Source organism: Oceanimonas sp. CAM02, assembly GCF_032842915.1.
GTDB lineage: Bacteria > Pseudomonadota > Gammaproteobacteria > Enterobacterales > Aeromonadaceae > Oceanimonas > Oceanimonas smirnovii.
Map to the genome: position 1 here is coordinate 1 of NZ_JAWJBK010000018.1, position 18,457 is coordinate 18,457.

General features: G+C 55.4%; 18 protein-coding genes, 1 tRNA gene and 1 rRNA gene. 8 read left to right on the forward strand and 12 right to left on the reverse strand.

The window, feature by feature from the left end; genetic code table 11:
• Nucleotides 1-18 precede the first annotated feature (18 nt).
• The 3 genes from rrf to R0I78_RS05320 all read left to right on the forward strand — a co-directional run bounded on the left by rrf (nt 19) and on the right by R0I78_RS05320 (nt 1,119).
• Nucleotides 19-133, forward strand: a 5S ribosomal RNA gene (gene rrf, locus R0I78_RS05310).
• A gap of 36 nt (nt 134-169) precedes the next feature.
• Nucleotides 170-246: transfer RNA gene (locus R0I78_RS05315), tRNA-Asp, on the forward strand.
• A gap of 177 nt (nt 247-423) precedes the next feature.
• Nucleotides 424-1,119: a phosphatase PAP2 family protein gene (locus R0I78_RS05320; protein ID WP_317074586.1), complete on the forward strand. Its 696-nt coding sequence runs from the start codon at nt 424-426 to the stop codon at nt 1,117-1,119.
• Here R0I78_RS05320 and R0I78_RS05325 read toward each other — a convergent pair.
• The 3 genes from R0I78_RS05325 to rnk all read right to left on the reverse strand — a co-directional run bounded on the left by R0I78_RS05325 (nt 1,105) and on the right by rnk (nt 3,515).
• Complete coding sequence (locus R0I78_RS05325; RefSeq protein WP_317074587.1) at nt 1,105-2,022, reverse strand: LysR family transcriptional regulator; 918 nt, start codon at nt 2,020-2,022, stop codon at nt 1,105-1,107. The two genes, R0I78_RS05320 and R0I78_RS05325, sit on opposite strands and share 15 nt — an antisense overlap.
• The gene (locus R0I78_RS05330) at nt 2,022-2,978 is read right to left on the reverse strand and encodes an AEC family transporter (protein ID WP_317074588.1); all 957 of its coding nucleotides are present in this window, start codon (nt 2,976-2,978) and stop codon (nt 2,022-2,024) included. The genes R0I78_RS05325 and R0I78_RS05330 overlap by 1 nt, the downstream gene beginning before the upstream one ends.
• Nucleotides 2,979-3,107: 129 nt before the next feature.
• Nucleotides 3,108-3,515 (reverse strand): nucleoside diphosphate kinase regulator, encoded by a 408-nt coding sequence (gene rnk / locus R0I78_RS05335; RefSeq protein WP_317074589.1) that lies wholly within the window; start codon nt 3,513-3,515, stop codon nt 3,108-3,110.
• 246 nt (nt 3,516-3,761) lie between these two features.
• On the opposite strand from rnk, the gene R0I78_RS05340 reads away from it, so the two are divergent.
• Complete coding sequence (locus R0I78_RS05340) at nt 3,762-4,355, forward strand: OmpW family outer membrane protein (RefSeq protein ID WP_317074590.1); 594 nt, start codon at nt 3,762-3,764, stop codon at nt 4,353-4,355.
• Between the two features lie 90 nt (nt 4,356-4,445).
• Here R0I78_RS05340 and lhgO read toward each other — a convergent pair whose 3' ends face one another.
• Nucleotides 4,446-5,657 carry an L-2-hydroxyglutarate oxidase gene (gene lhgO, locus R0I78_RS05345; RefSeq protein WP_317074591.1) on the reverse strand — a complete coding sequence of 404 codons (1,212 nt, stop codon included), beginning with the start codon at nt 5,655-5,657 and terminating at the stop codon, nt 4,446-4,448.
• Nucleotides 5,658-5,761: 104 nt separating this feature from the next.
• Nucleotides 5,762-6,730, reverse strand: coding sequence for a glutarate dioxygenase GlaH (gene glaH / locus R0I78_RS05350; protein ID WP_317074592.1), 969 nt, complete (start codon nt 6,728-6,730; stop codon nt 5,762-5,764).
• Nucleotides 6,731-6,896: 166 nt separating this feature from the next.
• Here glaH and csiR point away from each other — a divergent pair, with 166 nt between their 5' ends.
• A complete protein-coding gene (gene csiR, locus R0I78_RS05355) occupies nt 6,897-7,586 on the forward strand; it encodes a DNA-binding transcriptional regulator CsiR (RefSeq protein WP_317074593.1) in 690 nt (229 codons plus the stop codon).
• A gap of 215 nt (nt 7,587-7,801) precedes the next feature.
• On the forward strand, nt 7,802-8,707 hold the full coding sequence (metF, locus tag R0I78_RS05360) for a methylenetetrahydrofolate reductase (protein WP_317074594.1): 906 nt from the start codon (nt 7,802-7,804) through the stop codon (nt 8,705-8,707).
• A gap of 48 nt (nt 8,708-8,755) precedes the next feature.
• On the opposite strand, the gene R0I78_RS05365 is transcribed toward metF, so the two are convergent.
• The 4 genes from R0I78_RS05365 to R0I78_RS05380 all read right to left on the reverse strand — a co-directional run bounded on the left by R0I78_RS05365 (nt 8,756) and on the right by R0I78_RS05380 (nt 14,419).
• The gene (locus R0I78_RS05365; RefSeq protein ID WP_317074595.1) at nt 8,756-10,918 is read right to left on the reverse strand and encodes a heavy metal translocating P-type ATPase; all 2,163 of its coding nucleotides are present in this window, start codon (nt 10,916-10,918) and stop codon (nt 8,756-8,758) included.
• 73 nt (nt 10,919-10,991) lie between these two features.
• On the reverse strand, nt 10,992-12,260 hold the full coding sequence (locus R0I78_RS05370; RefSeq protein WP_317074596.1) for an O-acetylhomoserine aminocarboxypropyltransferase/cysteine synthase: 1,269 nt from the start codon (nt 12,258-12,260) through the stop codon (nt 10,992-10,994).
• Nucleotides 12,261-12,333: 73 nt separating this feature from the next.
• Nucleotides 12,334-13,704 carry an ATP-binding protein gene (locus tag R0I78_RS05375; RefSeq protein WP_317074597.1) on the reverse strand — a complete coding sequence of 457 codons (1,371 nt, stop codon included), beginning with the start codon at nt 13,702-13,704 and terminating at the stop codon, nt 12,334-12,336.
• Nucleotides 13,694-14,419 (reverse strand): response regulator, encoded by a 726-nt coding sequence (locus R0I78_RS05380; RefSeq protein ID WP_317074598.1) that lies wholly within the window; start codon nt 14,417-14,419, stop codon nt 13,694-13,696. Before R0I78_RS05380 ends, R0I78_RS05375 begins: the two co-directional genes overlap by 11 nt.
• Before the next feature lie 178 nt (nt 14,420-14,597).
• Here R0I78_RS05380 and R0I78_RS05385 point away from each other — a divergent pair, with 178 nt between their 5' ends.
• Entirely contained in the window at nt 14,598-15,062 is a 465-nt protein-coding gene (locus R0I78_RS05385; protein ID WP_317074599.1) for a hypothetical protein, read from the forward strand.
• On the opposite strand, the gene asnC is transcribed toward R0I78_RS05385, so the two are convergent.
• Entirely contained in the window at nt 15,063-15,539 is a 477-nt protein-coding gene (gene asnC, locus R0I78_RS05390) for a transcriptional regulator AsnC (RefSeq protein WP_019935829.1), read from the reverse strand. It abuts the gene before it with no gap.
• Between the two features lie 136 nt (nt 15,540-15,675).
• Between asnC and asnA the strand changes: the two genes are divergently transcribed.
• Nucleotides 15,676-16,668: an aspartate--ammonia ligase gene (asnA, locus tag R0I78_RS05395; protein ID WP_019935830.1), complete on the forward strand. Its 993-nt coding sequence runs from the start codon at nt 15,676-15,678 to the stop codon at nt 16,666-16,668.
• Nucleotides 16,669-16,739: 71 nt separating this feature from the next.
• Here asnA and R0I78_RS05400 read toward each other — a convergent pair whose 3' ends face one another.
• The gene (locus R0I78_RS05400; RefSeq protein WP_410506568.1) at nt 16,740-17,123 is read right to left on the reverse strand and encodes a CBS domain-containing protein; all 384 of its coding nucleotides are present in this window, start codon (nt 17,121-17,123) and stop codon (nt 16,740-16,742) included.
• A gap of 117 nt (nt 17,124-17,240) precedes the next feature.
• A complete protein-coding gene (locus tag R0I78_RS05405) occupies nt 17,241-18,440 on the reverse strand; it encodes a transporter (RefSeq protein ID WP_317074601.1) in 1,200 nt (399 codons plus the stop codon).
• Nucleotides 18,441-18,457 lie beyond the last annotated feature (17 nt).

Consider the following 18,457-nt stretch of genomic DNA (forward strand, 5'->3'; position numbering starts at 1 on the left):
TCGAATTACAGTTTTATGCCTGGCGGCCATAGCGTTGTGGAACCACCTGACTCCATGCCGAACTCAGCAGTGAAACGCAACCGCGCCGATGATAGTGTGGCAGCTGCCATGTGAAAGTAGGTCACTGCCAGGCACCCAATATAGTACTCCTGACTATACAGCTTTATGCGGAGCGGTAGTTCAGTTGGTTAGAATACCGGCCTGTCACGCCGGGGGTCGCGGGTTCGAGTCCCGTCCGCTCCGCCATCATACAAAAGCCCTGACCTTACGGTCGGGGCTTTTTTCATTTCCGGCTGCGCCGGACTTGCTGGATGAAGTCGGTGCTTTGCACTTTAGCCTTCAAACACGGTTGCAGGTAACTTTCAGGGCTGCCCTGCTTGCGTAAAATTCCGTACAATGCTCGCCTTGTTTCAAGGGGGACTCATGTCTATCAATTACAACAAACTGGTGTTCTGGAACCTGGCGGCGTTTGCCGTGCTGGGCAGCTGGTTCTGGCTGCCGAACCACGGTTTCTGGTTCGGGCTCGACAAGGCGGTGTTTTATTTCTTTAACCACAAGCTGGGAGAGAGCCAGACATGGGTTAACCTGATCGCGGCACTCAACAACCGGGCCTTTGATGGCGTGGCGCTGCTTGCCATGGGCGCTGTGTATTACAGCTTCTATCGTAAGGGAGACTCGGAACAGCGCCAGCGGCTGGTGATCATCGGCGTATGCATGCTGCTGACCGCAGTCGGGCTGAACCAGCTGGGACGCGCCATTCCGGTGGAGCGCCCCAGCCCGACCCTGACCTTTGACAACGTGCTCAGGCTGACCGAGCTGGCACCGTTCAAGACCAAGGATTCCTCCGGTGACAGCTTTCCCGGTGATCACGGCCTGATGCTGATGATCTTTACCGCTTTCGCCTGGCGTTTTCTGTCCTGGAAAGCCGGCCTCTGGGGTTGTTTATTTGTGGTGGTGTTCTCTGCGCCTCGTGTGATGGGCGGGGCGCACTGGTTTACCGATATTTATGTGGGTGCCTTTGCCGTGGCGGCCTTTGGGCTGGCCTGGTTGTTGCAGACCGGACTGATGGACGCTCTGGTCAGGAGAATACAGGCAGTCCTGCCGTCACGAGGCCGCTGACGTTTCCTTTCTTTCCAGCAGGGCCGGCAGCTGGCGAATGAGCCAGCTCTTGGCCTTGCCCATGGCATCTCTGCGCCAGGCCAGTACTACATTGGCACTTTGTGGTGCTATGCCTGCCACCGCTTTCAGCTCTCCTTGCTCCAACATATCTTCAAACCAGCTCAGAGGCAGGGTCGAGATCCCCAGCCCGGCCCTGAGCGCACTTATCTTGTCTTGCATGGTGCTGACGGTCAGGCGCGACTGCTTGCTGAATAAATGATAAGTGAGTGCAGGCTTATTGCGTGCCGTGTCAGCCACGGCAATGGCGCGATATTTCTGCAGCGTTTCGTCACTAAGCGGGGCCCTTTCCTGGTGAATGGGATGAGCAGGATGAGCAACGTAAATAAAGCTTTCCTGATAGAGCTGCTGCGTTTTAATGCTGCTATGTACCGGCAGATCATGTTGTAGCGCAGCAATCGCCAGATCAGCCCTGCCGGTTTCCAGTGCTTCCCAGCTGCCAGCCAGAATCTCATGAGACAAGCGGATATCGGTATCAGTCTGTTGCAGCAGGGCTTCGAGCGCCGGAAACAGGTGATGACAGGGCAGAATGCCGTCAACTGCTACGGTCAGACTGGTTTCCCAGCCCCGCTCCAGGGCCTGAGCACTTTCTACCAGCTGACTGGATGCCTGTAACAGATGGCGTCCCTGTTCCAGTAACAAACGTCCTACTGGCGTAAAGCGGGTTTTGTGGCCTGAACGATCAAACAGGGTTAAATCCAGCTCGTCTTCCAGTTTCTGAATGGTATAGCTGAGTGCAGAGGGTACCTTGCCCAGCTCATCGGCAGCAGCGGCAAAGCTGCCTCTGCGTTCAATGGCGTCAAGTACTCTCAGTGCATCCAGGGTCAGGGCTTTTTCCCGTTGCATCAGAATTCTCCCAGTGTGCTGAGCAGAGTGGCACCCAGACTGGTGGTCAGCAGAGATCCCAGAGTGGTGACTGCAATAATGTTGGCTGCCAGCACGGCATTGCCACCCATGGCCCGGACCATAACGTAACTGGCGGCGGCGGTAGGTGACGCGTTGATCAAAAACAGCATTACCAGCTCGGCATCTCTGAATCCTATTGCCCAGCCTCCCAGGGTAATAAATCCCGGCACCAGTATCAGCCGCAGCAATGTAATCACAGGCAACAGGCCGGTGTCTTCTCTGCCGGATTTCAGACTGAGGCTGGCTCCGGTACATAGCAGTGCAAGCGGTAGCGTCATTTGAGCCAGTGATGCGCCGGTTTTCATAAAGATATCTGGTAGTTGCCAGCTGCTAAGAGCAAAGGGCAGGGCGGCAACAATACCAATAATCAACGGGTTTTTAACAATGCCAAGCATAATGGCGGCGGGGCGTACTGCGTCACCGGTATTCAGACTGCGGCTCAGGGTTATCACCGCCAGAATATTAAACAGTATGGTCAGACAGGCAACATAAAACGCCATGGCGGCAACGCCCTGGCTGCCATAGGCATTGTTGACATAAGCCAGCCCCACTATGCCCATATTGGCACGAAAAGCCCCTTGTACCAGAATGCCACGCAATGATCTTTTGGGTGTCAGGCGGGTGGCCAGCAACTCCAGTAGCAGGAACATCAGTAAGGTAGCGGCAATACCATATACAATCAGTCCCGGGCTGGCCATCTTACTGATGTCGGCACTGACAATACTGGTGAACAGCAGCACCGGCAGTGTGATGTTAAAAACCAGCTTGCTGGCCCCATCGATAAAGCCTTCATTCATCATCTGCGTGCGACGCAGAAAGAAGCCAAGCAGTAATAACAGGCAGATAGGACCGGTAATTGACAGAGAAAACAGCAAGCTGTTGGCCAAAGCATTCATATTGTAATGAGTATGACGGAAAAATCAGGGATCAAGCATGCAGTGACCGGGCCCTGTACGCAATATCAATGTCAGAGAAGCGTGAAGTCAGCAAACGAAAAAAGGCGCATGAAAGCGCCTTTTTTCGTTTTATGACTGATAATTTCCGGCCCGCTCGGGCTGATACTCCACATCGGTAATGGTCACTGTCAGCGGCCTGCCGTTAGGACCGGGCCATTCAATGCATTGGCCCACAGACAAACCAAGCAGAGCGGTACCAATGGGGGCCAGCACTGAGATTTTGTCTTTGCTGCCATCCATGTCGCGCGGAAAGCAGAGAGTCTTGGTAAAGGTTTCATCACTTCCTGCCATACTGAAGCGGATCACCGAGTTCATGGTGACAATATTATCCGGCATCTCCTGAGGAGTGACGATAGTCGCCCGTTCCAGCTCGTTTTCCAGCCGGCGCACTGCATCCGAGTCGGGTTGTTTGTCGAGCAGCGCCTCAAGTCGGGCAAGATCGAGAGTAGAAATTGTTACAGGCGGCAATTGAGCCATATTAACCTCCAACCAAAAAAATCAGGCAACGCCCAAAAAGCGCTGCCTGTATTCAATGACTAAAGATATACCCTAAGAATTCAGATTTGACCAGTAGCGCTCATGGCTATTTTTTCTGTAAGGAAAAGTTCCGTGGCTTGAGGCGAAAACCGCCCTTAATTTGCGTTAAATCAAAAAAGTTCCGTAGCAGTTCGGGCAAACTGCTCTCAGTCGAAACCATCTTGATCAACATATTAAGGACAGAATATGAAAAAAGTTGCTCTTCTGGTCGCTGCCGCCCTGATAGCCCCTTCCGCTGCCTTTGCTCACCAGGCCGGTGATATTCTGGTTCGTGGCGGTGCGGTAATGGTTAGCCCGACTACGGATGCCAACGACCCCCTGGATGTGCAATCCAACATGCAGCTGGGTTTGACCTTTTCTTATATGGTTACCGATAACTGGGGTGTTGAGCTGCTGGCCGCAACTCCGTTTTCTCACAGCGTTGAAAGTGGCGGTAATGAGGTAGCCAAGGTTAAGCACCTGCCACCCAGCCTGATGGCTCAGTATTACTTTGGTAGTGCCCAGAGCAAGGTGCGTCCTTATGTGGGTGCTGGTATCAACTATACCTTTTTCTTTGATGAGGAAGGCAAAGGGCTGCTGAGTGGCACCAACGTAAAAGCGGATGATTCCTGGGGGCTGGCTGCACAGGCCGGTCTGGATATGAAGGTGACGGATAACCTGTTTGTTAACGGCTCTGTCTGGTATATGGATATTGATACCGATGTAAAAACCGACCTTGAAACCTTTAAAACCGAAATTGATCCCATTGGTCTGATGGTGGGTCTGGGTTATCGTTTCTGATTGATTTGCAATACGGGTTGAGAGGGACTAAACCTCGGCAGTGTTTTTGGGCAGACCATGGGTCTGCCCTTTTTTATTACCGGAATATCATCAAACTGCTGCAACCGGCAGTTCTACCTGCGCTTTTATTTTATCAACAATATAGCCGCCAATAGGAATGGCAGAAGTGGCTGCCGGCGACGGTGCATTACATACATTCAGGGTGCGTCTGGTATTTACAAACAAAAAGTCGTCTACCAGGTTGCCGTCTTTGGATACAGCCTGAGCGCGAATACCTGCCGGATAGGGGGTGAGGTCACTCAGTGCCAGGCTGGGGCAGTATTTGCGTACCAGTTCCAGATAGCCGGCCTTGTTGATGGAATTTTTCATCTCGGTCAGGCCGGGTTTCAGGTTTTTCATCAGTACTTTCAGAATGCCCGGATAAGTGAGCATCTCAAGAGTATCACTGAGGGAAATATCCCGTTTGTTATAACCTTCGCGTTTGAACGCCAGCACCGCATTGGGGCCCACGGTAACGGTACCGTCGATCATGCGGGTCAGGTGCACGCCCAGGAAGGGCATGTTCGGATCCGGAATCGGATAGATCAGGTGGTTTACAATCTGATTATGCTCAGGCTTTAGCAAATAATACTCACCACGGAAGGGACAGATCTTGAATTCGGGCTGCAGGCCCAGCATGCGCACTACTCTGTCGGCCATCAGGCCGGAGCAGGACACCAGGAATTTACCCTGAAAATCACCCTGGCTGGTTTGCACCACCACCTGCTCGGCTTCTTCCTTCAGGCCGGTTACTTCTGTACTGTAACGAATTTCGCCACCCAGCCGCTCAAACTCCTTGCCCATGGCCGCGGTCACTTTCTTGTAATCGACAATGCCGCTGGACGGCACAAAAATGCCACCCACGCCGGTAATGTTGGGTTCGCGCTCATTGAGCTCGTCGGCATTCAGCCAGTAGCGCTCCAGACCATTGGCTTCGCTTCTGTCCCACAGCGCCTTCATGCGCTCCATTTCCAGTTCGTTGGTGGCTACCAGCAACTTGCCGCACTCATCAAAGGGAATGTCATGCTCACGGCAGAACGCCTTGGTAGCGCGGTTACCCTCAAGGCAGAATTTTGCCTTCAGGCTGCCTGGTGTGTAGTAAACACCGGCATGGATAACACCGCTGTTATGACCGGTCTGGTGCCGGGCCGGGCCACTTTCCTTTTCTACCAGCAACATTTTGCTGTCGGGGTAGGTTTTTTTCAGCTGCCAGGCGGTAGACATGCCGACGATACCGCCGCCGATAATAATAAAATCAAACACTGTGCTGCTCACTCTTTGTTAGAGAAGACAACGCCGGGGCGGCCCCGGCGGTCTTAAATCATTGTTTTTAATATCAGGGTGCCGTCGGCACTCTGTCAATGGCTTTAGCCCTGGCGTGGATTTTTCAGGGTTTTGGCGTGAGTAAAGTAACCCCGCTGACGCATCAGCTCACGGCGCAGGCCGTCGTGGGCAGTAAACTTGTCACGGCCGTGCAGCCAGAAATGGTTGTTGATCAGCAAAAATGAACCGGTAGGCACGCGCACCGACAGCCGGTGAGCACTGGTTTCCAGCGCTTCAGACAGCTCGGCCAGCCAGACGCCTTCTTCATAGTTCTTGGGCTGCACAAACTGGTCAATGTAAGACATGATGGGCTTGCCACTACGATCGGTATCGAACACGGCGTGGAACACATCCTTGGTGGTGTTCTTGCTGGGTGGTGCTGCCCAGCGCATCACGCGGCGAGCCATAGGATCGGCATAGAAGCGGTCCAGGTGCTCCCAGTCGTCCAGGTGCAGCAGCAAAGAGTTACCGCCTTCCATATTCTGCTCATCAATTTTCAGCATCAGCACATAGTCGGTGTCCTGCTCCACAAAGGTACCGTCGTTGTGTAGCTCCATCACTCTGTGCGCCTGACGCAGGTAGCTGTCGGAGGCATCCTTGTTCTGTACCACAAAGCGGGCGTAGTACTGACCGCTCATGGCATCGAAATTGGAGCGGCCGAACAGATGGGCAACTGCAGTGGTGAATTTGACCATCTCTTCGGCCTGCTCAACCTTGTCCAGGCCTTCTGGGGTGATCAGCAGGCCACCTGTGTTGCGGTCCACCAGGGTATTTACCAGCAGCGGCTGCAGTGCCTGACCACACAAATCGTTCAGGATCTGGGCAACCCGAAAGCGCAGAAAAGACTTGTATTCCAGCGCTTGCACCGGCCATTCGGCAGTGGCCTTCAGATAGGCGTTCACGGTTTGCTCATCAAAGCGCAGCTCCAGCAGACGCTCAGACTGGGCAGAGGGTGCCAGGCTAAAACCCTGGTACTGGTGATTAACAAAATCGGCGGTAGCAATGTTAGACATCTTGGGGGCTTCCTTGTAATGACACTGTGTTGATGAATGCGATTAATGTCGCTTTATATATAAAATGTCGACATTTTCGGCTTGTGTCAATTATTAGTGGTGATTTTATGATCTCCGTTACAATTTCGTTATAATGCGCCCCATTCATTCACAGTGAGACATCATCATGAGCAACCCCGAGGCTCCGCGGGAGAACCTGGCCCGCACCGCCTACCAGCAACTGAAACAGGACATTATTGAAAGCCACTTCGGCCCCGGCGAAAAGCTGCTGATGAGCGGCCTTAAAACCCGTTATGGCCTGGGAGTGAGCCCGCTCAGGGAGGCACTGTCGCAGCTGGTATCGGAGCGGCTGGTCACGGCAGAGAGCCAGCGTGGTTTTCGTGTCAGCCCCATGTCGGTGGCCGAACTGCAGGATATTTATGACGCCCGCGCTCAGCTGGAAGGCCTGATCGTGGAGCTGGCCATGACCCGGGGCGACGATCTGTGGGAAGCTGGGGTGGTGGCGGCACATCATGCCCTGGCCAAGGTGACTCAGCTTAATTCGGTGGAAGATCAGCTCGATCAGTGGGATGGCCGGCATCAGGCTTTTCATGAGGCGGTGGCTGCCGGCTGCAATTCGCCCCAGCTGCTGGTGGTACGCCGCACCCTGATGGATCAGGCTGCCCGCTACCGGTATTTATGGCTGAAACGCACCGTGTTCAGTGAACAGGCACTGGCCGATAAGCAGCAAGAGCATCAGGCGTTGCTGCAGGCCATATTGGCGCGTCAGCCAAAAGCGGCGGCCATGATGCGGGAGCATCTGCAAAGTCCGGTGCCCATCATTACACAAGTGCTGGCTGAGCGGGGTATCAGCTGAATCAGCCCGGCTGTGTTTGCGTGTATTGACTGGTTTTTTACAAGAAGATCTTGCTAACTCAAGTCAAGACGTGTAAATATTCAGACATTCAGATGTCTAAACGTCTTAATGTGCCACCACGGCTCATAAGTCAGCCGCTGGTTTACAGCAGGTGCGGTGATATCAAGGCATAATGGACTCACTTGAAGTAAGCAGTAAGTAATCAGGAGCAAATCATGGGTTTTCACAGTGCGCGTCATGTTGAAGCGCTGAATCAGTCGCTGTCCGAGCTGAATGGCGATATTAATGTGTCATTTGAGTTCTTTCCGCCCAACAGCGAACAGATGGAACAGACCCTGTGGAACTCCATTGAGCGACTGAAAACGCTGGAACCCAAGTTTGTATCCGTGACTTACGGTGCCAACTCCGGCACCCGGGACCGTACCCACAAGGTCATTAAAGACATTCAGGAAAAAACCGGCCTGATTGCCGCTCCGCACCTCACCTGTATTGATGCCAGCCGCGACGAGCTGCGGGGCATTGCCCGGGACTACTGGAACAGCGGCATTCGCCAGATAGTAGCCCTGCGCGGTGATCTGCCCGAAGGCATGGAAAAACCCGATATGTATGCCGCCGATCTGGTCAGCCTGCTAAAGGAAGAAGCCGACTTTGATATTTCGGTAGCCGCCTATCCGGAAGTGCATCCGGAAGCCAAAAGTGCCCAGGCCGATCTGCTCAGCCTGAAGCAGAAAATTGATGCCGGGGCCAACCGGGCCATTACCCAGTTCTTTTTTGACGTGGAGTCTTATCTGCGGTTTCGGGATCGCTGTGCCACCGTTGGCATAGACGCAGAAATTGTGCCGGGCATTCTGCCGGTATCCAACTACAAAACCTTGCTCAAGTTTGCCGGTTTTTCCAATGTGCGTATTCCGCGCTGGATGCACCAGCGCTTTGAAGGCCTGGATGATGATCAAAATACCCGTAATCTGGTGGGTGCCAGCATCGCCATGGATCAGGTCCGTGTGCTGAGCCGGGAAGGAGTGAAAGACTTCCATTTCTATACGCTTAACCGCTCCGAACTGACCTATGCCATCTGTCACAGCCTGGGTGTGCGCCCGCCGGTGGCCACCGGCGCCGAGTAAGCCCCTTGTCAGTAAAAGCCCCCGGCAACGCGGTTGCCGGGGGCTTTTTTATGGCCGAAAGCGCAGCAGCCGCAGGGCGTTGAGGGTGACTAACGCAGTGGCACCCGTGTCGGCCAGCACCGCCAGCCAGAGGCCGGTGACGCCGGTAATGCTGGTGATCAGAAATACCGCCTTGAGCCCCAGCGCCAGGGTGATGTTCTGGCGAATATTGGCACTGGCGGCCCGGGACAGCCGCACCGCCTCGGGCAGCGCCGTGAGCCGGTTGTGGGTGAGGGCAGCATCGGCGCTGTCCAGCGCGACATCCGTGCCCTGACCCATGGCAATGCCGATGCTGGCCTGCTTCAGGGCCGGGGCATCGTTAATGCCGTCGCCCACCATGCCGAGGCAATGCTGCTCACTGAGCCGGGCTACCTGCTCCAGTTTGTGCTCGGGTTTAAGGCCGGCACGGTAGTCCATGCCAAGCTCAGCGGCAATGTGCCGTGCGGTTTGCTCATGATCACCGGTCAGCATCAGACTTTTTACTTTCAGCTTGTGCAGGGCGGTCATGGCGGCTTTGGCATCCTGGCGCAGGGTGTCTTGCAGCGCAAACAGGGCGGCAATCTGTTGATTAACCACCAGCACCACCAGGGTGCAGGCGGCGGCCCGCAATCGCTCCATATCGGCGATTTGCTGAGGGCTGAAGTCGGCTTCGGGTAAATAAGACGGCGCACAGAGCAGCACCGGCTGGTCTTGCCAGCGACTTTGAATGCCGGCCCCGGGCAGAGTGTGTTTTTCACCGGTTTCCAGTGCTGCAATCTGCTCCTGAGCGGCAGCATTGACCAGGGCTCTGGCAAGAGGGTGGTGAGAGCCGCTTTCCAGCCCGGCGGCCAGCGCCAGCACCTGCTCCCGCCCAAAACCGGCATACAGGCACAGCTCCCGCAGCACCGGCTGCCCCTGCGTCAGGGTGCCGGTTTTATCAAAGGCCAGCATATTTACCTTGCCCAGTTGCTCCAGCGCGGCACCGCCCTTGATTAACACACCCATGCGGCTGGCCGCTGCCAGTGCCGAGGTAACTGCCGCCGGGGTGGAAATTACCAGGGCGCAGGGACAACCAATCAGCAGCAGCACCAGACCGCGATAAATCCAGGTTTCCCAATTACCGGCAAACAGCAAAGGCGGCAGCACTGCCACCAGAGTGGCGGTAGCGATCATGGCCGGGGTGTACCAGCGGCTGAAACGATCAATAAAGCGGGCAATGGGTGCACGGTTGGCGTCGGCGTGCTCCATCAGATGCAGAATGCGGTCCAGGGTGCTGTGGCCGGGTTGTGAGGTTACCGTTAAGCGCACCGACTTATCCACCACCAGGCTGCCGGCGGCCAGCTGAGCGCCGCGCTCATGCTCCACCGGCACAGACTCGCCGGTAATGGCGCTTTCATCAAAGGCAGCCTGCGCATTCAGCAATATGCCATCGGCGGGCAGGCGGCCGCCGGGGTGCACTTCTATTTCATGGCCGGGTTTAAGCTCGCTGATAGCCACTTCCCTGATGCCCTCGGGAGTGATCAGTCGGGCTTGCTCCGGCACCAGTGCCATCAGGGTTTTTACGCCCTGGCGGGCCTTGCCGGCGGCCAGGTTTTCCAGCTGCTCGCCAATGCCGAACAACAGCAGCACCATGGCCGCTTCGGCGGTTTCTCCCAGAAACAGGGCCCCGCTGGCGGCCACCGCCATCAGCATTTCAATGGAAAACGGCGATCCGCTGCGGGCCAGCCGCCAGGCCTGACGCACGATGGGCACCAACCCCCAGAGTGTAGCCAGGGTAAACAGCCAGGGCGCAGCCGCCGGCCACAGCAGCTGGGCCGCACCGGCCAGCAGCATCAGCAGCAGCAGGGTTAACAGGAAGAAATAACGCCGCCAAAACGGCACGTTGGGGGTTGCGGGGGCCTGATCATTAAAGGGAGTAAAACCGGCGGCGTGAATGGCCCGAACTACCTGTTCCCGGTTGCCTTCAGCAGTCAGCCGCACCCGCAGCAGCTCGGTGGCAAAGGCCACCTCGGCGCTGTGCACACCGGGCAGGCGCTTAACGGCGGTTTCTATTTTGCCGGCACAACTGGGGCAGTCCATACCATGAATGCGCCAGCGATGCTCGGTGGTATTGGCGATGGGGGCAGCAGCACCGCCGTCATGGCCGACGGCGGTGGATTGATGACAGCTGTTTTGATCACAGCAGTGACGCATGACTGACTCTCCTGATAACACACTGTTGTCAGTGTAAACCCTGGAGCTTAGTCAAGAGTCAACCGGGCAATGCTTATGCCTTCAGCGCCTGCTCCAGATCGGCAATAATGTCGTCGGCATGCTCAATGCCAATGGACAGACGGATCATTTCGGGCTTAACGCCGGCCTGTGCCTGTTCTGTTTCGCTCATCTGGCGATGAGTGGTAGAGGCGGGGTGGCAGGCCAGTGATTTGGTATCGCCAATATTCACCAGTCGCTTGATAAGCTTGAGCGCATCATAAAAACGCACACCGGCTTCATAACCGCCCTTGAGGCCAAACGACAGAATGGCCGAGGGCTTGCCCTGCATAAACTGCTGCGCGCGTTCATAATCGGGATGACCTTTCAGACCGGCGTAGTTCACCCAGTCTACCGCGTCGTGCTGTTGCAGATACTCGGCCACCTTGAAGGTGTTCTCCACATGGCGCTCCATGCGCAACGACAGGGTTTCCAGGCCCTGCATCAGCAAAAAGGCGTTGAGCGGGGCCAGGGCGCTGCCGGTGTTGCGCAGCGGCACGGTGCGGGCGCGGGCAATAAAGGCGGCGGGGCCAAAGGCTTCGGTATACACCACACCGTGGTAAGCGGCCTCGGGGTTGCTGAACTGAGGGAAACGCTCCTTGTGTTCGGCCCAGGGGAACTTGCCGCTGTCGACAATAATGCCGCCCAGGGAGTTGCCGTGGCCGCCAATGTATTTGGTGAGCGAGTGCACCACAATATCGGCACCAAACTCGATGGGCTTGCACAGCACCGGCGTGGCCACTGTGTTGTCCACCACCAGCGGCACGCCCTGGGCGTGGGCCACATCGGCCAGGCCTTTAATATCAACCACGTTGCCCGCCGGGTTGCCGATGCTTTCGCAATACACCGCCTTGGTGTTGGCGTCGATCAGTTTGGCAATGGCTTCGGGGCTGGCATTGTCGGCAAAGCGCACTTCAATGCCCAGATCCGGCAGCATATGGGCCAGCAGGGTGTAGGTGCCGCCATAGAGCTGAGGCGTGGTAACGATGTTGTCGCCGTTTTTGGCCAGAGTGATCAGGGCGTAGTGAATGGCGGCGCTGCCGGCAGACACCACCAGGCCGGCAATGCCGCCTTCCATGGCGGCCACCCGCTGCTCCAGCACGTCGTTGGTGGGGTTCATGATGCGGGTGTAGATATTGCCGGGCACTTCCAGGTTGAACAGATCGGCACCGTGCTGGGCGCTGTCGAATTCATAGGCTACGGTCTGATAAATGGGCGTAGCCACTGCCTTGGTGGTGGGATCCGTGGTGTAGCCATGGTGAATGGCCAGAGTTTCGTCTTTCATCAAAAAATTCGTCCTTGTGCTTTGGTCGGGTTTTCCAATGTAGGCAGTTTGCCGAAGGGAGTAAAGGCCGGAACTAATGCGGCAGTAATACCGTGGCCAGCAGGCCACCCCGGGAGTGATTGCTCAGGTGCAGTTCGCCGCCGTGCTGGTGTATTAAGGTGCGGGCAATGGCCAGCCCCAGTCCGATGCTGCCGTCTTCCAGATTGCGGGCGCTGTCCAGCCGGGTAAAGGGCTTGAACACTTCCTCCAGCTGATCCTCGGCAATGCCGGGGCCAAAGTCACGAATAAGAATGCGAATATGATCGGGCTCGTCCAGCAGCCGCACTTCCACCCGTTTGCCGTATTTAATGCCGTTCTCCAGCAGGTTCTGCAGAGCCCGGCGCAGTGCCTGGCTTCGGCCGCGAAACAGAATGGGCTCGCACTCTTCCAGGCTGACGCTATGGCCGGCATCCTGCAGATCATCACACAGGCTCTGCACCAGGCTGGACAGATCCAGGTCCCGCATGGGCTCGTCCTGACCGTCGTCCCGAGCAAAGCGCAGGGTGGCATTGAGCATTTGCTCCATGCGTTTCAGCCCCTGTTGCAGCTTGTGCTTGTCTTCTCCTTCGGGCAAAAACTCGCAGCGCAGCTGCAGGCTGGTAAGCGGTGTGCGCAAATCGTGAGAAATGGCCGCCAGCATGCGGGTACGGTCGGTCACAAAGCGGTCCAGCCGCTCCTGCATGCGGTTAAAGGCAGAGAGCGTATCGCGAATTTCACTGGGGCCGGTTTCCGGCAGCGGCTCGGCCTTGTCGCCCCGGCCCAGTTGTTCGGCCCGGCGTGCCAGCTGGTTAAGCGGCCGCGTAATGCGTTGCAGCAGCCAGATCATCAGACCGGTCAGCAGGGCGGCCAACAGCCCCAGGGAGAACATGGCCCTGAGCGACCAGCCGGTATTTTCTGCATCCACCAAAGAGGTGAAATGTAACCAGACGCCTTTATCCAGCTCAATACCGCCATGGAGCCGCACATCAGGGCCATGGTGATGAGGATGGCGAGGCCGGCGCTCCGGCGGCGTGGGCAGCGCATGGCCGCTGCCGGTTTCTGCGTTTATATGAATGGCAAGCGTCTCCGGATAGCCCAGCCGGTTGCGCACAATGCGCTCAAATACCGGATTGCGCTCACCGTCTTCGGGTGCCTGCCGGCTCAGACTCAGCAACAGGGTTTCGCTGCGGCTGGCGCGCAGCACTTCCCGCTGCAGCTCGGGAGGCGACTGATGTAATAAGCGGGTGACCGCCATCAGCCGCTGCAGAGTAAAGCGGCTGTTTACCAGCCCCAGTGCTTCTTCCCGTTCCAGCCGGTAAATTTGCAGGCTTACCAGCTGCACCAGCGCCAGGGCGCACAAGGCCACCAGAATAATCTGGCCGGTGAGGCTGCCCAGCCAGAAGCGCAGCCGCTGCTTAATCTTCATGGTGCACATCCGCTGCCAGCATATAGCCGCCGCCCCAAATGGTTTTGATCAGTTCCGGGTTTTTGGAGTCGGCTTCCAGCTTGCGCCTAAGCCGGCTCACCAGAGTGTCGATGGCACGGTCAAAGGCCTGGGCTTCCCGGCCCCGGGCCAGATCCAGCAGCTGATCCCGGCTCAGCACTCTGTTTGGGTGCTGGGTAAAGACGTGCAGCAGATCAAACTCGGCGGTACTCAGGCTGATAGTAATACCATTGGGGCCGGTCAGCTCCCGGCGTGCTGTGTTCAGCAGCCAGTGCCCAAAGCGTAATTTTTTTGGCATATCGGCAGTGTGATGATGCTCGTTACCATGCTGGCGGCGCAGCACCGCCTTGATGCGTGCCAGCAGTTCGCGCGGATTAAAGGGTTTGGGCAGGTAATCGTCGGCCCCCATTTCCAGGCCGATGATGCGATCCGTGTCTTCGCCCATGGCAGTCAGCATTATAATGGGCACCTGATTGCCCTGGCCTCTGAGTTCCCGGCACAGTGTCAGGCCGTCGTCGCCGGGCAGCATTAAATCAAGAATAATAAGATCGGGCTGGTGGCGGGCCAGATGCTGGCGCATGGCATGGCCATCGGGCACCGCCTGCACCCGGTAGCCATGCTGCTCCAGAAAGCGACGTAATAAATCGCGAATTTCTCCGTGATCGTCCACCACCAGTAACTCTTTACTCTTGTTCATTGTGCTCTCCTGCCATACCGGGCTCAGTATAGGTGCCGCCATGGCGGAAATAATGTCAAAGTGTGTCAGTGTGCGGCGCTGTGACACTTTGTTGCAAAAAACGGCCTGTCCGACACAGTTTGCTGACAATCTCCTGCTTTACTGAATAGCGTATTCATCAGTTCGGGAGAACATTATTATGAAAACTCGTCACACTGCTTTGTTACTTGCCGCCAGTTTACTGACCCTGCCCGCTTTGGCTGTGGCTGCTCATCATGGAGGCGAAGGTAGAGGCCCCATGGCTGAAGAATGCCACCATGGCCAGATGAAAGGTCACCACGGCAAGGGCCATGGCTATCATGGCAAGCGCCACCATGACGGCAAGGCCATGAGCCCGGCCCGCTTTGAGCAGCGACTCAAGGCCCGCATGGAAAAACTGGAAACGCCCGAGCTCAAGGCTCAGTTCATCAATACTCAGAAAGCCCGTCTGAATATGATGGAGCAAAAGCAGCAGCTGCACCGGCTGATGGCCGAGCAGCGGGCCGGCAATGAGACCAATGAAGAGCTGAAAACGGCCATGCTGGAAAAGATTGCTGCCGACAGTAAGCTGAAACAGCAAAAGCTGAAACTGATGCACGATGCTCTGAACACGCTGGAAAACTGATCAGGGGGTGACGTCTCTGTCGATGGGCTGCTGCAGTGAGATCAGCGTTTCGGTAGACTGAATTTCCTCAATCGGCTGCAGGCGGTGGATCAGTACCTGCTGCAGCTCGTCAATGGAGCGGGTCATGACCTTGATAAAAATATTGTAATGGCCCGTGGTGTAATAGGCTTCCACCACTTCTTCCAGCGCCTCCAGCTGCGCCAGCGCCCGCGGATAATCCCGGGCGCTTTTTAGTATGATGCCAATAAAGCAGCACACATCGTAACCCAGCTTCTTGCCGTTTACCTGTACGCGGGTGCCTTCAATAATGCCGGCCTGCTTCATTTTTTCTACCCGCACATGAATGGTGCCCGGGCTCACCTGAAAACGCTTGGCCAGCTCCGCATAGGGCGTGCGGGCATTGTCCATCAGTGCCCTCAGAATGGATTTGTCCAGATTGTCGATTCGATAATGTGCGTCGCCTTTTTCCATGTGCATTTATCAGATCCTTAAAAAAATGGCTTTGTATTAGTGAATTTAAGATCATAAAGGAGTTTTTGCCAGTGGTTGTTGAATTTGATGTTTGTTTCCATGATTATTCTTCAAAACCAATCAGCAAGCTCAGGTGAATGAGATGAAAAAAGCCTATATTGAACGTCAACGCCAAATCCGTTTTGTGAAAGAGTATTTCTCCGGCCAGCTGGCGCAGCAGCTCAATTTGCTGGAAGTTCAGGCTCCTATTCTCAGCCGTCTGGGCGATGGCATGCAGGACAACTTGTCCGGTGCCGAAAAAGCCGTACAGGTAAAAGTAAAGGCCATTCCCGGCGAGCGTTATGAAGTGGTGCACTCCCTGGCTAAATGGAAGCGTCATACGTTGGGACGTTTTGGCTTTGAGCCGGGTGAGGGCATTTATACGCACATGAAGGCACTGCGCCCTGATGAGGATCGCTTAAGCCCCATTCACTCCGTGTATGTGGATCAGTGGGACTGGGAGCAGGTGATCAGCGCCGAACAGCGCCACGAAGGTTATCTGGTACAGACCGTTGAGCGCATTTATGGTGCCATCAAACGCACCGAGCAGGCCGCTGCCGACGAGTTTGGTATTACCCCCTTTCTGCCTGAAAAAATTCATGTATTGCATGCGGAAGAGCTGCTGGCCCGTTATCCGGAGCTGGATGCCAAGGGCCGTGAGCGTGCCATTGCCAGGGAAATGGGTGCCGTCTTCCTGGTGGGTATCGGTGGCAAGCTGAGCCATGGCGACAGCCACGATATGCGCGCCCCTGATTATGACGACTGGTCTACTGAAAGCAAAACCGGTCTGGCCGGCCTCAACGGCGACATTCTGGTGTGGAACCCGGTACTGGAAGATGCTTTTGAGCTGTCTTCCATGGGCATTCGAGTAGATCAGGAAGCCCTGCGTCGTCAGCTGGCGCTGACCGGTAACGAAGACCGCGCCAGCCAGGAGTGGCATCAGGCACTGCTGGCCGGCGGCCTGCCCCAGACCATAGGTGGTGGCATCGGTCAGTCCCGTCTTGCCATGCTGCTGCTGCAACTCAGCCATATCGGCCAGGTACAGTGCGGTGTATGGCCGGCCGAGCTGAGCGCAACCGTAGACGATCTGCTGTAACATAACCGGGCACAGCAACCAAAAAGGGGGCACTGATACAGTGCCCCCTTTTGTTATTTAATACCAAACGGTCAGGTTGCCAGACAGGTCTTCAGCTGATTGTTTAAAAAGCTCATGACCTGATGGCGGGTGACCATGCCAATCACCTTTTTGCCTTCTACTACCGGATACAGCTTGGGTTTGGGCCCGCCCATGGTGCGGGCCAGTTCAAATACGTCGGTATCTGTGGTGACGCTGAGCGGATCCTGGCGCATCAGGTCAGATACCACGACCCGGTTATCGCAGTGATAGCTGGCACCCAGCAGTTTGGGAATGCAGTCCTGCTCCGACAGAAAACCAATCAGCTGTCGCTGGTTGTCGACCACCGGCAGCCCGCTCAGACCTGAGTCCAGCATGCGATCCAGTGCTTCCGACATCGACATGTCTGCGGTCAGCACGGGCACACTGTGCCGCATAATTTCACCCACTGTTGCCATGGTCATTCTCCCTTAAGTAACTGATATACCGATTGTGGCAGGCAATAAGCCTATAATCCATTCAGATCTACAAAGTTGTAAGACGTATAACAAGGATCAGAACCGATAAGGAAAACGAATGCCCACTACATAATCAGGCGCATCTGGAGTAAGACCGGCGGCCCAGTTGGCTACCAAAGAGAGATTGTCACTGATGGCCCAGGTAACACCCATACCCATTGAAGCCGAGTTGCCATCAGAGCCCGGTACTTTGCCTCCGCCTCCTACATCAAAGGTTTGTTCAGCTTCCAGATTAAAGCTTTGATTGAAGTTTAAAGACATACTCAACCGCTCGCTGAGAGCAAAAGCCATTCCGAGGCCGTACCCAAAGCTGTCACCCAGCTGTACTTCACCAGGCTGATTACCATCTTCGGCAGAGATATCATCAAAGCTTCCTTTCAGGTAATGAGTGTAATCAATACTGGCAAACAGAATGGCCGGGTCTACAGTTTTGACAGCAGAGAAGCCGGTAGAAAGCGACCACAAGCCAGTGCCGGTTGCCAGTTCGGAGGGCACATCCCTAAGATTATTGTTGGAGGCATTAGGTGTATTAGGGATGCCGAAGGGATCCTTACCTGTGGGTGCTGTAACCTTGACGTTCCAAACCAAATCAGGTCTGCTCTGATTTTCTGTTAATACTCGGTAATAAATCGCGGCACTGATATCCCCCAGTCCGCCATCATTTCTGTCTGTTACGGATACAATATTAGTGTTGTTACTGCCGGCACCACTGTCACTGGCGGAGAAATCCATGTAACGATATACGTAAGGAATTTTGAGCTCGGCTTGCCAGCGATCATTGAAGGTATAGCGTCCTGTTACATCAAATGTCCATTGATGAGAGCGAATACGATCAGTATCTATTCGACCGAGAAAAATAGCATCGTATACAACCAATCCTTGTAAAAGTAGTTGCTTGCGATCGTAGTAGGCATAGCTTAAACCAAAATCCATACTGAGCTTTCTGTCGAACACATTATGCTGTTCAAGCAAAAGATCTTCAGTTGAGCGGCTGGGAGCTGGTGCCCGTCTTTGAGAGCTGGCTCGTGTATCTGAAACCTGTCCGTTTATCTGAGTCTGGCCGGACGAAAGCTGACTTTGCAGACGATGAAGCTGCTGGTTTTGCAGAATAAGCTGCTGGCGCAGCCGATCCAACTCTTGTTGCATCTGATTATCATTTGCGGGTGAAACCTCTTGTGCCATAAGAAAGGGAGAGTAACAACCAGCCATTGCCAGTAAAATGGTTGTTTTTTTCATATGCGTTCCTTGCATCG

Bases quoted from the DNA above. Each gene is read 5' to 3' on its own strand.
- R0I78_RS05320 (WP_317074586.1), top strand. From the start codon at position 424: ATGTCTATCAATTACAACAAACTGGTGTTCTGGAACCTGGCGGCGTTT.
- R0I78_RS05340 (WP_317074590.1), top strand. From the start codon at position 3,762: ATGAAAAAAGTTGCTCTTCTGGTCGCTGCCGCCCTGATAGCCCCTTCC.
- R0I78_RS05385 (WP_317074599.1), top strand. From the start codon at position 14,598: ATGAAAACTCGTCACACTGCTTTGTTACTTGCCGCCAGTTTACTGACC.
- R0I78_RS05365 (WP_317074595.1), bottom strand. From the start codon at position 10,918: ATGCGTCACTGCTGTGATCAAAACAGCTGTCATCAATCCACCGCCGTC.
- R0I78_RS05370 (WP_317074596.1), bottom strand. From the start codon at position 12,260: ATGAAAGACGAAACTCTGGCCATTCACCATGGCTACACCACGGATCCC.
- R0I78_RS05325 (WP_317074587.1), bottom strand. From the start codon at position 2,022: ATGCAACGGGAAAAAGCCCTGACCCTGGATGCACTGAGAGTACTTGAC.
- R0I78_RS05380 (WP_317074598.1), bottom strand. From the start codon at position 14,419: ATGAACAAGAGTAAAGAGTTACTGGTGGTGGACGATCACGGAGAAATT.
- rnk (WP_317074589.1), bottom strand. From the start codon at position 3,515: ATGGCTCAATTGCCGCCTGTAACAATTTCTACTCTCGATCTTGCCCGA.
- glaH (WP_317074592.1), bottom strand. From the start codon at position 6,730: ATGTCTAACATTGCTACCGCCGATTTTGTTAATCACCAGTACCAGGGT.
- R0I78_RS05405 (WP_317074601.1), bottom strand. From the start codon at position 18,440: ATGAAAAAAACAACCATTTTACTGGCAATGGCTGGTTGTTACTCTCCC.
- csiR (WP_317074593.1), top strand. From the start codon at position 6,897: ATGAGCAACCCCGAGGCTCCGCGGGAGAACCTGGCCCGCACCGCCTAC.
- asnC (WP_019935829.1), bottom strand. From the start codon at position 15,539: ATGCACATGGAAAAAGGCGACGCACATTATCGAATCGACAATCTGGAC.
- R0I78_RS05400 (WP_410506568.1), bottom strand. From the start codon at position 17,123: ATGCGGCACAGTGTGCCCGTGCTGACCGCAGACATGTCGATGTCGGAA.
- asnA (WP_019935830.1), top strand. From the start codon at position 15,676: ATGAAAAAAGCCTATATTGAACGTCAACGCCAAATCCGTTTTGTGAAA.
- metF (WP_317074594.1), top strand. From the start codon at position 7,802: ATGGGTTTTCACAGTGCGCGTCATGTTGAAGCGCTGAATCAGTCGCTG.
- R0I78_RS05330 (WP_317074588.1), bottom strand. From the start codon at position 2,978: ATGAATGCTTTGGCCAACAGCTTGCTGTTTTCTCTGTCAATTACCGGT.
- R0I78_RS05375 (WP_317074597.1), bottom strand. From the start codon at position 13,704: ATGAAGATTAAGCAGCGGCTGCGCTTCTGGCTGGGCAGCCTCACCGGC.